General features: G+C 62.3%; 12 protein-coding genes and 1 pseudogene. 8 read left to right on the top strand and 5 right to left on the bottom strand.

Features of this window, described 5'->3' with window-relative positions; all coding sequences use genetic code 11:
• Nucleotides 1–11 precede the first annotated feature (11 nt).
• Nucleotides 12–641, top strand: a complete 630-nt coding sequence (locus ACQVLG_RS23235) for a hypothetical protein (RefSeq protein ID WP_474291174.1) — start codon at nt 12–14, stop codon at nt 639–641.
• Nucleotides 596–1,366, top strand: coding sequence for an alpha/beta hydrolase (locus tag ACQVLG_RS23230; protein WP_474291173.1), 771 nt, complete (start codon nt 596–598; stop codon nt 1,364–1,366). Before ACQVLG_RS23235 ends, ACQVLG_RS23230 begins: the two co-directional genes overlap by 46 nt.
• Nucleotides 1,367–1,376: 10 nt before the next feature.
• Here the strand turns inward: ACQVLG_RS23230 and ACQVLG_RS23225 are convergent, their stop codons facing one another.
• Nucleotides 1,377–2,108 (bottom strand): helix-turn-helix domain-containing protein, encoded by a 732-nt coding sequence (locus ACQVLG_RS23225; RefSeq protein WP_474295773.1) that lies wholly within the window; start codon nt 2,106–2,108, stop codon nt 1,377–1,379.
• Complete coding sequence (locus ACQVLG_RS23220; RefSeq protein ID WP_474291172.1) at nt 2,068–2,238, bottom strand: hypothetical protein; 171 nt, start codon at nt 2,236–2,238, stop codon at nt 2,068–2,070. Before ACQVLG_RS23220 ends, ACQVLG_RS23225 begins: the two co-directional genes overlap by 41 nt.
• A gap of 158 nt (nt 2,239–2,396) precedes the next feature.
• Here ACQVLG_RS23220 and ACQVLG_RS23215 point away from each other — a divergent pair, with 158 nt between their 5' ends.
• From ACQVLG_RS23215 to ACQVLG_RS23205, 3 genes are all read left to right on the top strand, one after another.
• Complete coding sequence (locus ACQVLG_RS23215; protein WP_474291171.1) at nt 2,397–3,875, top strand: parallel beta-helix domain-containing protein; 1,479 nt, start codon at nt 2,397–2,399, stop codon at nt 3,873–3,875.
• A gap of 83 nt (nt 3,876–3,958) precedes the next feature.
• Nucleotides 3,959–5,170 carry an SO2930 family diheme c-type cytochrome gene (locus ACQVLG_RS23210; protein ID WP_474291170.1) on the top strand — a complete coding sequence of 404 codons (1,212 nt, stop codon included), beginning with the start codon at nt 3,959–3,961 and terminating at the stop codon, nt 5,168–5,170.
• A 187-nt stretch (nt 5,171–5,357) separates the two neighbouring features.
• Entirely contained in the window at nt 5,358–5,792 is a 435-nt protein-coding gene (locus tag ACQVLG_RS23205; protein WP_474291169.1) for a Fur family transcriptional regulator, read from the top strand.
• Between the two features lie 27 nt (nt 5,793–5,819).
• On the opposite strand, the gene ACQVLG_RS23200 is transcribed toward ACQVLG_RS23205, so the two are convergent.
• From ACQVLG_RS23200 to zigA, 3 genes and pseudogenes are all read right to left on the bottom strand, one after another.
• Nucleotides 5,820–6,338: an N-acetyltransferase family protein gene (locus ACQVLG_RS23200; protein WP_474291168.1), complete on the bottom strand. Its 519-nt coding sequence runs from the start codon at nt 6,336–6,338 to the stop codon at nt 5,820–5,822.
• 91 nt (nt 6,339–6,429) lie between these two features.
• Nucleotides 6,430–7,415, bottom strand: a pseudogene (locus tag ACQVLG_RS23195) (CobW family GTP-binding protein).
• A gap of 13 nt (nt 7,416–7,428) precedes the next feature.
• A complete protein-coding gene (zigA, locus tag ACQVLG_RS23190; RefSeq protein WP_230538028.1) occupies nt 7,429–8,661 on the bottom strand; it encodes a zinc metallochaperone GTPase ZigA in 1,233 nt (410 codons plus the stop codon).
• Between the two features lie 387 nt (nt 8,662–9,048).
• Between zigA and ACQVLG_RS23185 the strand changes: the two genes are divergently transcribed.
• From ACQVLG_RS23185 to ACQVLG_RS23175, 3 genes are all read left to right on the top strand, one after another.
• Complete coding sequence (locus tag ACQVLG_RS23185) at nt 9,049–11,151, top strand: bifunctional 2',3'-cyclic-nucleotide 2'-phosphodiesterase/3'-nucleotidase (protein WP_474291167.1); 2,103 nt, start codon at nt 9,049–9,051, stop codon at nt 11,149–11,151.
• 56 nt (nt 11,152–11,207) lie between these two features.
• Nucleotides 11,208–11,900, top strand: coding sequence for a tetratricopeptide repeat protein (locus ACQVLG_RS23180; protein WP_474291166.1), 693 nt, complete (start codon nt 11,208–11,210; stop codon nt 11,898–11,900).
• Between the two features lie 128 nt (nt 11,901–12,028).
• Entirely contained in the window at nt 12,029–12,292 is a 264-nt protein-coding gene (locus tag ACQVLG_RS23175) for a hypothetical protein (protein ID WP_474291165.1), read from the top strand.
• The last annotated feature ends 35 nt before the right edge of the window (nt 12,293–12,327 follow it).

The raw sequence follows: 12,327 nt of genomic DNA, 5'->3' as shown, positions 1-12,327 counted from the left end.
GCAGGTGGCGCATGGACTTGATCACTTCCGCCGTCGTCGCGGCCATCGAACATGGCGCGCCCGGCCACGCGCCGGAAGCCGTCGCCAGCCACTATCAACGCCTGAGGCTGGCCATCGCCAAGTTCGACGGCGCGGCCGCCATCCTGGCCGCCATCGGCGCGCTGGAGGCCGAACCAGGCAATACCCAGCTGCAACTGGCCCTGTCGGCTGCCCTGTCCACGGCGAAAGTGCCGGACGACATGGAAACCCTGTTTGCCGCGCAAGGCTTGCTCGATGCGCTGCAGCGCCCGCCCTCCCCGTTGCCAGAGGTGGCAACCGCGCCCGCCCCGGCCGATAAAAGCACCGTCGTGTCGAACTATGCCGTGGTCAAAGTGTATTTCGCCACGGATCGCCAGCGCGACGTGGGCAAGCCGCCGGCGCAGCGCTTCAGCGGCGAACGCAGCATGACGGGGGGCAATGGCGGCAGCGATGGCCCGCTCAGCTATGGCAGCTGCGACATCAGCATCCCCCGCGACCACCGCATGGGCCAGCTGGAATCGCCGTCGCTGTGGCGGCTGGAATTTCGCGACGACCCGGCCAAGCACGTGGTGCTGCTGTGTCCGCCGACGTGCAAGACCGCGACAACTTCTTTGCAGCATTAAAAACGCAGATCCGCGCCTCGGCCGGCAAGAGCGCCTTTGTCTTCGTGCACGGCTACAACGTGAGTTTCGAGGATGCGGCGCGGCGCACGGGGCAGATGGCCTACGACCTGGGTTTCGACGGCGCGCCCGTGTTCTACAGCTGGCCGTCGCGCGGCGACCTGGCCGCCTACACCATCGATGAAAACAATATCGAGTGGAGCACGCCCCACCTCACGGCCTTCCTGGCCGACTTTCTCGCCAGCACGGAGGCGGCGCAAGTGTATCTGGTGGGCCACAGCATGGGCAACCGGGGCCTGGCGCGGGCCGTGGCCGACCTGCTGGCGGCGCAGCCGCAGCTGGCGCAAAAGATCACGGAAATCATCCTCTCCGCGCCCGACATCGACGCCGCCATCTTCAGGCACGATCTCGCGCCGCAACTGGCCCGCGCGCGCAATCCCGTCACTTTATATGCCTCGTCGCAAGACCTGGCCCTGGCCGCCTCGAAAGCCGTGCACGGCTACCCGCGCGCGGGCGACAGCGGCGCCGGCATGCTGATCGTGGCCGGCGTGGAAACCATCGACGCCACCGGGGTCGACACGAGCTTCATGAAACACGCGTACTTTGCGGAAAAGCGCTCGGCCCTGTCCGACATGTTTTATTTGATACGCAACAATGCGCGCGCCGACCAGCGCTTTCTCGACCCCGTCGATACGGTGGCGGGCCGCTACTGGACGTTCAAGCCCTGAGCCGGGCCGTTCAATGGCACTTTTCGCTGCCCCCGAGACGGCGGTACACCCCCGGGGCGCTGCCGGTCCATAGTTTGAATGCCCGGCTGAACGTGGTGGGATCATCGAAGCCCAGGCTCTGCCCTATGGCCGCGATCGTCAAATCGCTCTTGATCAGCTGCAAAATCGCCATGTCGCGCCGTAACTCATCCTTTACCGTCTGGAACGAGCTGCCTTCTTCCGCCAGCCGGCGCGACAACGTGCGCACGGAAAAATGCAGCGCCTTCGCACAAGAACCTATCGTCATCACATCGGCCAGGCGGGAAGCCAGGTAGTCGCGCAGCCGGTGCGTGAGGATCTTGTCATTGAATGGCACGTATAGCCAATCGGCGGGCGCATTGCGCAAGAACTGGTTGAGCGCACTCTTGTCCTGGCGCAATGGCGCGCCCAGATACCCGGAGCCGATGTACAGCGCGGTCTGGGCTTGCTCGAAATATATGGGGCCAGGAAATAAATATACGTATTCCGCCACCCGCGCCGGCCGGGGAAACGCAAAATCGGCCCGCGCCAGCGGTATCTCGCGCCCTATCATCCAGGAAGCGAGGCCATGCACCAGTTTCAGCATCAGCTCGTGGACGAGCACCCGCTCCCCTTGTGGCGGCACATATTCAATCAGGGCAATGCGGGTCAGCCGATCGTCGTGCGTGACATCGAAGCCCATGTCATCGAGCAGCAAGCGGAAATAACGGACGAAACGATGCAGTGCAATATCGAGATTCGGGCGCGATCTTGGCGCGCGCCAGCACGGTCCTGACCAGGTCCGAACCGGGATCGAGTCCTTGCAGCAGATCGGTCGCCAGCCCCACCGAAATGGTCGCGCTCCGGTGGCTCATTAAATAATGCAATGCAACATTTTATCTCCCGAAATTTGGCATGAAATGCACATATTTAGGCCATTTCTGTCACTAATGAAATACAAGGGCAGAACTATAATCATCGCATAAATATGGATAAAAAGATAAAAATCACCATACAACAAGGGAGACACAGCATGAACAAACTACCGCGCCTCAAGCGCTGTCTAACCATTGCATACGCAAGCACCATGCTCCTGCTGGGCAGTTGCGGCGGCAGTTCCAGCGAACCCGTTGCCGAGGCCGTGGCGCCGCCGGCACTGGACGTCGTCGTCACGGCGGCGCAAATGAATGACAGCGACATGAGCAATCTGCTGTTTCGTCTCAGGGAAGGCTCCACCGTCATGCTGCCGGCCGGCAAATTTCACTTTGACCGCCCCCTGATCATGAACACCAGCGGCGTGACGATTATCGGCAAGGGCAGCGGCAGCAATCCGGCGAGCGATACCATTTTGTCCTTCAAGGACGCCAGCAGCCGCAACGGCTTGCAGGTCAGCAATGTCAAGACCATCACGCTGAAAAATTTCGCGGTGGAAGATGCGGCCGGCAATGCCGTGTTTGTCTCAGCGTCGAGCAATGTCACCATGGATGGCTTGCGCGCCGAGTGGACCACCGATCCGACCAAAACGTCCAAAATGGCGTATGGCCTGTATCCCGTCAATTCCGACAATATCATCGTCAAAAACAGCAAGGTGATCGGCTCGGAAGATGCGGGCATCTATGTCGGCCAATCGCAAAATATCCGCGTCAGCAACAATGAAGTGTATTTGAACGTGGCCGGCGTGGAGATCGAAAACTCGCTCAATGCCATCGTGGAGAACAATGATTTGCATGACAACACGGGCGGCGTGCTGGTGTTCTCCCTGCCCGGCACCTATCGCTTCAAAAAAGGTTACGGGGTTTTGATACAAAACAACAATATCCACGACAACAATACGCCCGTCGCCGACAATGCCACGGGCTTTGTCACCTCGGTGCCGGTCGGCACCGGCATCATGGTGCTGGCGGCGGACAATACCGAGATCAAGAATAACGTCATCAGGAACCATAAGACCACCAGCATACTGGCTCTCAGCTATCAGGCGACCGGTTTCGCCATCAACGACCCGGACTACAATCCCTTCATCCATGGCCTGTATGCCTACGGCAATACCATCTCGCTATCGGGCCATGCGCCGGACGGCGCCTTCAAGACGGAGCTCAAACCCCTGGTCGATGGCCTGTTCGCGCAGCTGGCGTCGAGCGGCTTGCCGGCGCTGCTGCCGTACGGCGTCTGGGACGGCATACTCGATCCGGCAAAAAGCAGCGGCCTGATCCCCTTGCCCGGCATGGGCGGCCTGGGCATCGGTGGCGTGGCCAGCGATGACAGCCGCATTTGCATCAAGAACAATACCTCGCTCGATACGCCCGTCATCGACGGCGTGATTTCCTATGAGACGCTGGATATCAACCTGATCGGGCTGAAGCTGGGCGCGTCGGTCGCGGCCGGAGAAACACCGCCGGAAGCGATTGCGGGCATCCCCGCCGAGCTGTTACAGCCAGCCTTTCCTTTCGCGCCGCGCATGCACTGTGAATTGACGCTGCCAGCCATTCCAGCCTTTCCGATCATTAAGTAAGCAAACCGGGGCGGCCGCGCGTGCCCGCGCCACAGGGCGCAGCGTGCCCGCCATCCAATCCTTGCTCGCCAGGAGTCCATGATATGAAGACCAGATTGACCTTTTTTGCCGCACTTTTCCCCCTCATGCTCGCCATGAGCTTGCTCAGCGCCTGCGGCGGCGGCAAGACCGCCGACGGCGACAGCTTTGCCGCCGAGGTGAAGCTGTTTGAACGCACCACCGCACCGGACAAATTATCGAGCTGGAATTTGGTGCAGAGCGATGGCAAGTTGATGCGGCTCAATGCCGCTACCGTGGCGTATGATTTGAACAGCCCCCTGTTTTCCGATTACTCCAGCAAGTTGCGCGCCATCTATCTCCCCAAGGGCGGCAAGATCAGCTATAACGGCAATGGCGCCGACCCCTTTGTTTTTCCGAATGGCGCGGTCATCGTCAAAACTTTCTATTACCCGAAGGCGACAGGCAGCGATGCCGGCTACATCGGCGCCCAGGCAGTCAGCCATCAAACCGTGCAGGGCAATTCCATCGACTTGAGCAAGAACCATCTGGTCGAAACCCGCCTGCTGGTCAAGCAGGCCGATGGCCGCTGGCTGGGCCTGCCCTATGTGTGGGATGACGACCAGAAAGACGCATCGCTGAAAATCGGCGGCGACGTCAAACGCGTGGAGCTGGTCAGCGACAATGGATCGCACCAGAAAATCAGCTATCAAGTACCGAGCGCTCAGCAATGCCAGCAATGCCACGCCACCACCTCGGCTGGCGGCGGCGAGCTGCTGCCGATAGGCACCAAGGCACATCATCTGAACAAGACTTATGTGTATGGCACGGGGGCAAAGAACCAGCTCGACAATCTCAACGACCTTGGCATGCTGAGCGGCTATATCAGCGCCGCAGCCGCGCCCAAGGCGGCCGATTGGAGCGATGCCTCGCAAACGCTGGACGCCCGCGCCAAAGGCTACCTGGAGGCAAACTGCGCGCACTGTCATTCCACCACTGGCCAGGCCCAGCAAAGCGGACTATTGCTTGGATTCAACCAGACAGCCAATCCGCTGATCGACTCGATCAAGCGCGGCATCTGCAAGAAGCCGCTGGCCTATGGCGGCCCGGGACTGCCTTATCAGTACGATATCGTGCCGGGCTCGCCTGAAACCTCCATCTTGCTGTACCGCACCAGCCATACGGATTCGGAATCGGTGATGCCGGTGATCGGACGCGCCGCCAATCACGCGGAAGCGAACGCCATGTTGAGCGCGTGGATCGCCGGCATGGCCAAGGCCGAGTGTTCGATGCCCTGAGCCATGGCCCGCTCCGCCGGCACTGCCCTCTGCCCCGGGCATGCCAGCGGCGCCGGCATGCCGGATTGGACGTTCGAAGCATAACGCGGCTTCATGCACAGGGGCACACATGCTAAGATATGGCCCAGAGGGTGGCAACGGGCACGGCGATGACGCCGCCAGCCGATCCCCCGCAAGCAGGCTTATCATGTTGACATCATCTTCTACACCGCACGCCGAATCGCTGATCCGCAACACCAACGCCCGCGTCACCAAGACGCGCGTGAAGGTGCTCGACTTTTTAATGGCGCAAAGCCGTTCGCTGACCCACCATGAAATCCAGCAAGCGCTGTCGCAGGACAGCGATATCGATTCCGTCACCCTGTACCGGGTGCTGGAATGGCTGACGGAAAATGAACTCGTGCACCGCATCGCGGGCGCCGACCAGGTGTGTGCGCTTCAGCGCTTCAGCGCCGGTGCCGGCCATCAGGCGCACGAACATGCGCATTTCCAGTGCACCAAGTGCGCCAACGTCACCTGCTTCAATGAAGTCAAGCTGCCGCCGCCCGTGCTCTTGCCGGAAGGCTTCAGCGGCGGCGAAGTCGATTACCTGATCAAGGGCCTGTGCCCGCGCTGCAAGTAATTTTCAAAAAGACATCACCTGAAGGTATCACTTGAGCAGCAACGCCAGGTGATGCTCGTCGTAAAACAGCTCGCCCACGCGCATCGAGCGCGGTTCCGTCCCATACGCGATAAATCCCAGCGATTCATACAGCCGCAAGGCGGCATTGTTTTCCGCATTCACGCTCAGGTGCACCTGCATGACGGCAGGGTCCGTCTCGGCCTGTTCGATGCAGGCGTTGACGAGCCGCCGCGCCACACCACGGCCCCGCTGAGGCGCATCGACGAACACGCCCCACAGCACGGCCTTGTGCCACAGCTGGCGCAAGGGTTCGCGCCGCAAGCCGGCAAAGCCGACCAGGCGTTCGCCATCGAAGGCGCCGAAAGCCCTGTGCAGGGGGCCGCCGGCGATGCGCTGCGCATGTTCTTCCGGCGTGCGCGCCAGTTCATCCTCGCGCGACGAGGAAAACGAGCTGGGCGAGTCAAGGATGGCGCGCAGGCGCAGCGCGCGAAAGGCGGCGGTGTCGGCTGGCGTCAACAGGCGGATGACGATATCGGGTGCGGGCATGGGAGGACTCGGGAGTTTTTTCCCATTATACCCACGCCCTTTCTCCATGCACGCACGCGGATGGCGAGAATGGCCAAGCCCGCTTCCACGCTCATGCCGCCACCTTGGCCACGCAGCGGTCCAGGCCCCGTGTCAGCATATCCTGCGGCAAGTCGCGGCCGATAAAAATGATCTTGCTGGCGCGCGCTTCCCCGTCGCGCCAAGGCGCGCCCAGTTCCGAGCCCATCAGCATGTGCACGCCCTGGAACACGGCGCGGCATGGCAGGTCGGCAACATATAAAATGCCTTTGTAGCGCATCAGCTGGCTGCCGAATAGTTGCACCACGGCATCAAGAAAGTTTTCCACCTGCAGCAGATCGAGGGGCTGGGCCTGGTGGTAGACGAACGATTGCACGCCGTCGCCATGGCGGTGGCCCAGTTCCCCGAGGAAATCCGGCTCCAGCTCGACGATGGCGTTCAGGTTGAAGCCGCGGATGTTCAGGATGTCGCGCAGCGGTACATTGCCGAAGCGCACTTTCTGTATGCTGGCGCGGCCGTTGATGGCGGCCAGGCGCTGGCGCAGCGCGGCCAGCTCATCCTTGCTGACGAGGTCCGTCTTCGACAGCAGGATGCGGTCGGCAAAGCCCACCTGCTCCTGCGCTTCCTGGTGTGCCGTCAATTGCTGCTGCGCATGGCGCGCATCGACCACCGTCAAAATGGCGTCCAGCATGTAGCACTCGCTGACGGACGGCTCCGCAAAAAAGGTTTGCGCCACGGGACCGGCGCGGCCAGGCCCGTCGTTTCGATGATGACGTGGTCGAATGCGATGCTTCCCGCCGCGCGCCTGGCGTGCAATTCGCCCAGGATGCGGATCAGGTCGCCCCGCACGCTGCAGCAGATGCAGCCATTGTTCATTTCCACGATCTGCTCGCCGCTGTCCTGCACCAGCAAGCCGTGGTCGATGCTTTCGGCGGCGAATTCATTTTCGATCACGGCGATGCGCACGCCGTGATCGCCCTGCAATATGCGCTTGAGCAAGGTCGTTTTCCCGCTGCCGAGAAAACCCGTGATGATGGTGACGGGGATCAATTCTGTCATGGCGCGTTCCTGTTCAAGCTTGATCTTCAAGTTCTTCCATCCGTTGCCATAGTGGAAACGGGTCGGGCAGCTGGCGCCAGGCGGCCATGCCCTGGCGCGTTTCCGTATAGTTAAGTTGACATTTCTTCAAGTCCGCCTCGATGGCGGCCTGGTCCATGTCCTGGCCGATGAAGACGAGCTCCTGGTAGCGGTCGCCATACGTTTCGCTCCAGCCCGCCTTGACTTCCGCCAGCGAGGCCGCATCCGTGGGCCAGCGTTCCTGCGGCACGGCCGCCCACCACAGGCCCACGGGTTCGATATTCATCAGCTTGCCCGCGCCGGACAGGCTGGCCACCCACTCGGGGCGGCTGGCCAGCCAAAAGTATCCCTTGCTGCGCACCACGCCCGGTATCGGTTGCGAAATATAGTCGTGCAGGCGCTGCGCGTGGAACGGTTCCTTCGCCCGGTAGACGAAGCTGGCGATGCCATACGTTTCCGTTTCCGGCGCATGACTGCCCGCCAGCTCCTGGGCCCAGCCCGGCATGGCGGCCGCCTGCTCCAGGTCGAACAAGTTCGTGCCCAGGATGGCGTCGAGCGGCACGATGGACTGGTTGGTTTCGATGATGCGCGCGCCCGGGTTCAGGGCTTTTAACACGGCCAGCACGCGCAGGCGCTCGGCCGCATCGACCATGTCGACCTTGTTGAGGACGATGACATTGGCAAACTCGATCTGTTCCGTGAGCAAGTTGGCCAGTTGGCGGTCGTCGCCCTCGCCCGCCGTTTCTCCCCGCTGCTCCAGGCTGTCTTCGCTATGGAAATCCGCCAGCAGGTTGGCGCAGTCGACGACGGTGACCATGCAGTCGATGCGCGCCACGTCGTTCAGGCTGTCGCCGTGCTCGTCCTCGAAGTCGAAGGTGGCGGCCACGGGCATCGGCTCGCCCACGCCCGTCGATTCGATCAGCAGATAATCGAAGCGGTCCTCCAAGGCCAGGCGCCGCACTTCCTGCAGCAAATCATCGCGCAGGGTGCAGCAGATGCAGCCGTTCGACATTTCCACGAGTTTTTCTTCCGTGCGCGACAGGGCTGCACCGGCCGCTTCGGCGCTGTCTTTCACCAGCGCGGCGTCGATGTTGACTTCGCTCATGTCGTTGACGATGACGGCCACGCGCTTGCCTTCGCGGTTGCGCAGTATATGGTTGAGCAAGGTGGTCTTGCCGGCGCCGAGAAAGCCGGACAGGACGGTGACGGGGAGTTTGCGCTGGGGCATGGGGTTCCTTCGGATGGAGTCGATTGAGGGAGGCGATGGACGGCCTCATACTAAATGCAAGTTAATTGCGTTTTAATTATAATGCAGCTCAGTTGCATTTGTGTGGCAATCTTTGCCTGCCCTGCCACACGCTCGGCCTTGCCGCTGTTCGCAGCGGTGCCGCGACGAGCAATCCTCCTCACATATTCATGCATAAAATCAATGACTTGCCGTACTTTGTGAGAGTGAACTCTCGGCAGCAGGCGCGCGCAGAAGTTGGAGCGCGCCGCTGCGGCATGGCCGCTGCCACCTGCGCGGCGCCTGCATCCATGCGCCCTGCACGGCTGTCATCGCCGCGTCATATGGCGGCGTTACAGTCGCGTCCTTTGAATCTTTCCGAGGGCAGTAATGAAAACAAATTGGGTCATGCTGGCGGCGCTGGCAAGTGCGGGTCTCGTCGGTTGCAACGGCAGTTCGAATACGCCGGCGGCGCCGGCCATTCCCGAAGGCACGACGGTCACCGTGGCATTGCTGGAAACCACCGATATCCACTCGAACGTCTTGAGCTACAACTATTACGCGCTGGCCGAAGACACGAGTCTGGGCCTGGAGCGCACGTCCACCCTGATCCAGGCGGCGCGCGCGGAAAACCCGAACAATGTGCTGCTCGACGATGGCGACGTCATCCAGGGCACGTTACTTGCCGACCTGCAGGCCGTGGCCGCGCCCGTGCCTTGCAGCAGCACCTTGGCCGTGCACAAGGCCATGAATGCGCTGAAATACGATGCGGGCGGCATGGGCAACCATGAATTCAACTATGGCCTCGGTTACCTGAGCCAGATCACCAACACGGATTTCGGCATTCCCGGCGTGGCCAAGCCGACGGGCACCTGCGGCGCGCCCGCCTTCCCTTCCGTGCTGAGCAATGTCGTCGGCGTAGCCACCGGCAAGCCCATCTTTCAGCCCTATACCGTGCTGCCGCGCGATTTCGCCGCCACGGCGCCCGATGGCAGCAAGCTGACGGTCAAGATCAATGTGGGCGTGCTGAGCTTTGTGCCGCCGCAAATCCTCGAATGGGATCAAAAAGTGCTCGCCGGCAAAGTCAGCGTGACGGGCGTGCAGGAAGCGGCGAAACAATACGTGCCGGAATTGCGCAGCAAGGGCGCCGACCTCGTCGTGGCTCTGTCGCATGGCGGCCTGGACACGAGCACCTACAGCCCGAAGATGGAAAACGGCAGCTATCATCTGACCAGCACGGGCATCGACGCGCTGATGATCGGCCACTCGCACTTGATCTTCCCGAAAGGCAAGGAAGAAGGCGCAGCCGCGCTGGACGCCTCGTTTGCCGCCTTCCCGGCCAGCGCCAAGATCGACGCCGTCAACGGTTTTGTCAACGGCGTGCCGACCGTCATGGCGCAAAGCTGGGGCCGCCGCTTGGGCATCATCAAGCTGACGATGGCGTACCAGGGCGGGAAATGGGTGGTGCAGCCGGCCAAGACGACGGTGGAATCGCGCGGTTTCAAGTACACGGATGGCAAGACGCTCGTGAAAGCCGACCCGGCCATCGCGCCGCTGGTGGCCACCGAACACGCGGCCACCATCGCCTATGCCAAGCAGCCGCTGGGCATCAGCACGGATTTCGAGATGTCCGCCTATTTTGCGCTGGTGGGCGACGTCAGCGCCATCCAGCTGGTGAACCAGGCGCAGCTCGACTACGTGAAGAATTTCATCGCCACCAGCACGGATGCGACCTTGTCCAGCTACAAGAACATTCCCGTGATCTCGTGCAGCGCGCCGTTCAAGGCGGGCCGCAACGGGCCGTCGGACTTCACGGACGTGGCATCCGGCGCCTCGCCTGCCGCGCCGGTCGGCTTGCAAGTGCGCAATCCGGGCGATTTGTATTTATATAGCAATAACAACCTGCAAGCCGTCAAAATCAAGGGCGCGGACTTGAAAGCGTGGCTGGAAACGTCGGCCAGGCAATTCAACCAGATCGACCCGGCCATTACTGCCGAGCAAGACCTGGTGCCGTCGTATGGCACGATCTATAACTATGACGTGTTCTACGCCGAAAACAATGCGCTGACGTACCAGATCGACGTGACGAAAAAGGTCGGCAGCCGCATCGTCAACCTCACGTACAAGGGCGCACCGGTCGCCGACGGCGATGATTTCATCGTCGCCACCAACGACTACCGCGCCGGCGGCGGCGGCGCCGTGCCGGGCATCGATGGCAGCAAGACCATCATCAAGTCGCCCGACGCGAACCAGGCCGTGGTCAGCAACTACCTGGCCTCGCTGAGCACCAAGGGCGGCAAGGTGACCCTGGCGGCGAATGGCAGCGCGCGCAGCTGGAGCTTCGTCAAGACGGCCACGGCCGGCCCCGTGATCCTGCGCTCGGCGCCGGGCCACCTGGCATTGGCGCAGAGCAGCGGCATCGCCAACGTGGCGTCCGAAGGCGGGCTCGACGCCAGCGGCTTTGCCAAGTACGGCATCGACCTGAGCAAATAAGGTCCACGGGCCGGGACTGCCGCAGTTCCGGCCCCTCAACATTGAAGGTGATGCAGATGAAACAAGCGCTTTCCCTCCCCGCCCTCGTGCTGGCAACCGCCCTGGCCGCCTGCCAGGCGTCGCCACCGCCCACGGCGGCGGAAATCGAAGCCGTCGCCATGCATGCGCGCCAGGCGGGCGACCGCCAGGCCGAGCGCAAGGTGCGCAGCTGGGCCGGCAAGGACATGCCCGTCGCCGAGCGCGAACTGGCGCTGATTTACCAGCCCCGCGCGGAACGCCGCGCCGAGGCATTGAGCCTGTTCGAACAGGCGGCCCGCGCCGGCGACACGGAAGCGGCGTTCGAGCTGGGCCAGATGTTGCGCGCGGCCACGCCGGACCAGGCCTGGCTGTGGTACAGCCAGGCGGCGCAGCAAGGCCATGCGAAGGCGGCCCTGATGCTGGGCTTGCTGGCGGCCAACGGCGAAGGCGTGCCGCAAGACCAGGCGGAGGCGGCCCGCTGGCTGGCCAAGTCCAGCGAACTGGGCAATCCGCACGCCATGTTCCTGCTGTACAACGCCTACCGCGAAGGCCGCGGCGTGCCGCGCAACCTGGCCAAGGGCCGTGAATTGCTGGAAGAGGCGGCCCACCACGAATACCCGCCCGCGCTCCAGGAACTGGCCATGACGGTGCAGGCGGACGACGCGCTGCGCGCGGGCCACCTGATGAAGGAAGCGACGGAGCACCGGCACAATAACTGGAACAAGTTTTAAGCCAGATCAAGACCGGCTCATATTGCTGAATGGAATGCTTGCCAGTGGCATAAGCTTGCCTGGCACGCACAGGTGTCCGTGCGCAATCTCATCGCGAGGCAAGCATGGCAGATCACCGGTTGGGCCCCATGAAAAAGAGCGACTTGCAGTTCAGCTACCCGGACGGCCCGGCGGCTGGCGATGACCCGGCGCAACGCGCCATCCCCGACAGCGTCTTGCTGAACCGCCACGAATGGTATGAAGTGCTGTACAGCTGCAACAGCTGGTCGGGCGGCAGCCTGGCCACGGCCCTGAAATGCGAACGCCTGATCCAGCGCCACTTGCCGGCCGACATACGCGGCCATGGCGCCGTGCTGACCTGGCTGCGGGCCAATTGGGCCAACTACCGCTGACACGCGGAAAAATCACGCCATCCTTTGCGCCAGGT

The sequence above is a fragment of the Janthinobacterium sp. TPC_1 genome, from assembly GCF_056037845.1.
Note: the sequence above shows the minus strand (reverse complement) of the source record. Positions and strands in the feature narration are given on the sequence as shown.

Excerpts from the sequence above, each read along its gene's own strand:
- ACQVLG_RS23235 (WP_474291174.1), top strand. The coding sequence starts at position 12 with ATGGACTTGATCACTTCCGCCGTCGTCGCGGCCATCGAACATGGCGCG.
- ACQVLG_RS23220 (WP_474291172.1), bottom strand. The coding sequence starts at position 2,238 with ATGAGCCACCGGAGCGCGACCATTTCGGTGGGGCTGGCGACCGATCTG.
- ACQVLG_RS23215 (WP_474291171.1), top strand. The coding sequence starts at position 2,397 with ATGAACAAACTACCGCGCCTCAAGCGCTGTCTAACCATTGCATACGCA.
- ACQVLG_RS23210 (WP_474291170.1), top strand. The coding sequence starts at position 3,959 with ATGAAGACCAGATTGACCTTTTTTGCCGCACTTTTCCCCCTCATGCTC.
- ACQVLG_RS23205 (WP_474291169.1), top strand. The coding sequence starts at position 5,358 with ATGTTGACATCATCTTCTACACCGCACGCCGAATCGCTGATCCGCAAC.
- ACQVLG_RS23200 (WP_474291168.1), bottom strand. The coding sequence starts at position 6,338 with ATGCCCGCACCCGATATCGTCATCCGCCTGTTGACGCCAGCCGACACC.
- zigA (WP_230538028.1), bottom strand. The coding sequence starts at position 8,661 with ATGCCCCAGCGCAAACTCCCCGTCACCGTCCTGTCCGGCTTTCTCGGC.
- ACQVLG_RS23185 (WP_474291167.1), top strand. The coding sequence starts at position 9,049 with ATGAAAACAAATTGGGTCATGCTGGCGGCGCTGGCAAGTGCGGGTCTC.
- ACQVLG_RS23180 (WP_474291166.1), top strand. The coding sequence starts at position 11,208 with ATGAAACAAGCGCTTTCCCTCCCCGCCCTCGTGCTGGCAACCGCCCTG.
- ACQVLG_RS23175 (WP_474291165.1), top strand. The coding sequence starts at position 12,029 with ATGAAAAAGAGCGACTTGCAGTTCAGCTACCCGGACGGCCCGGCGGCT.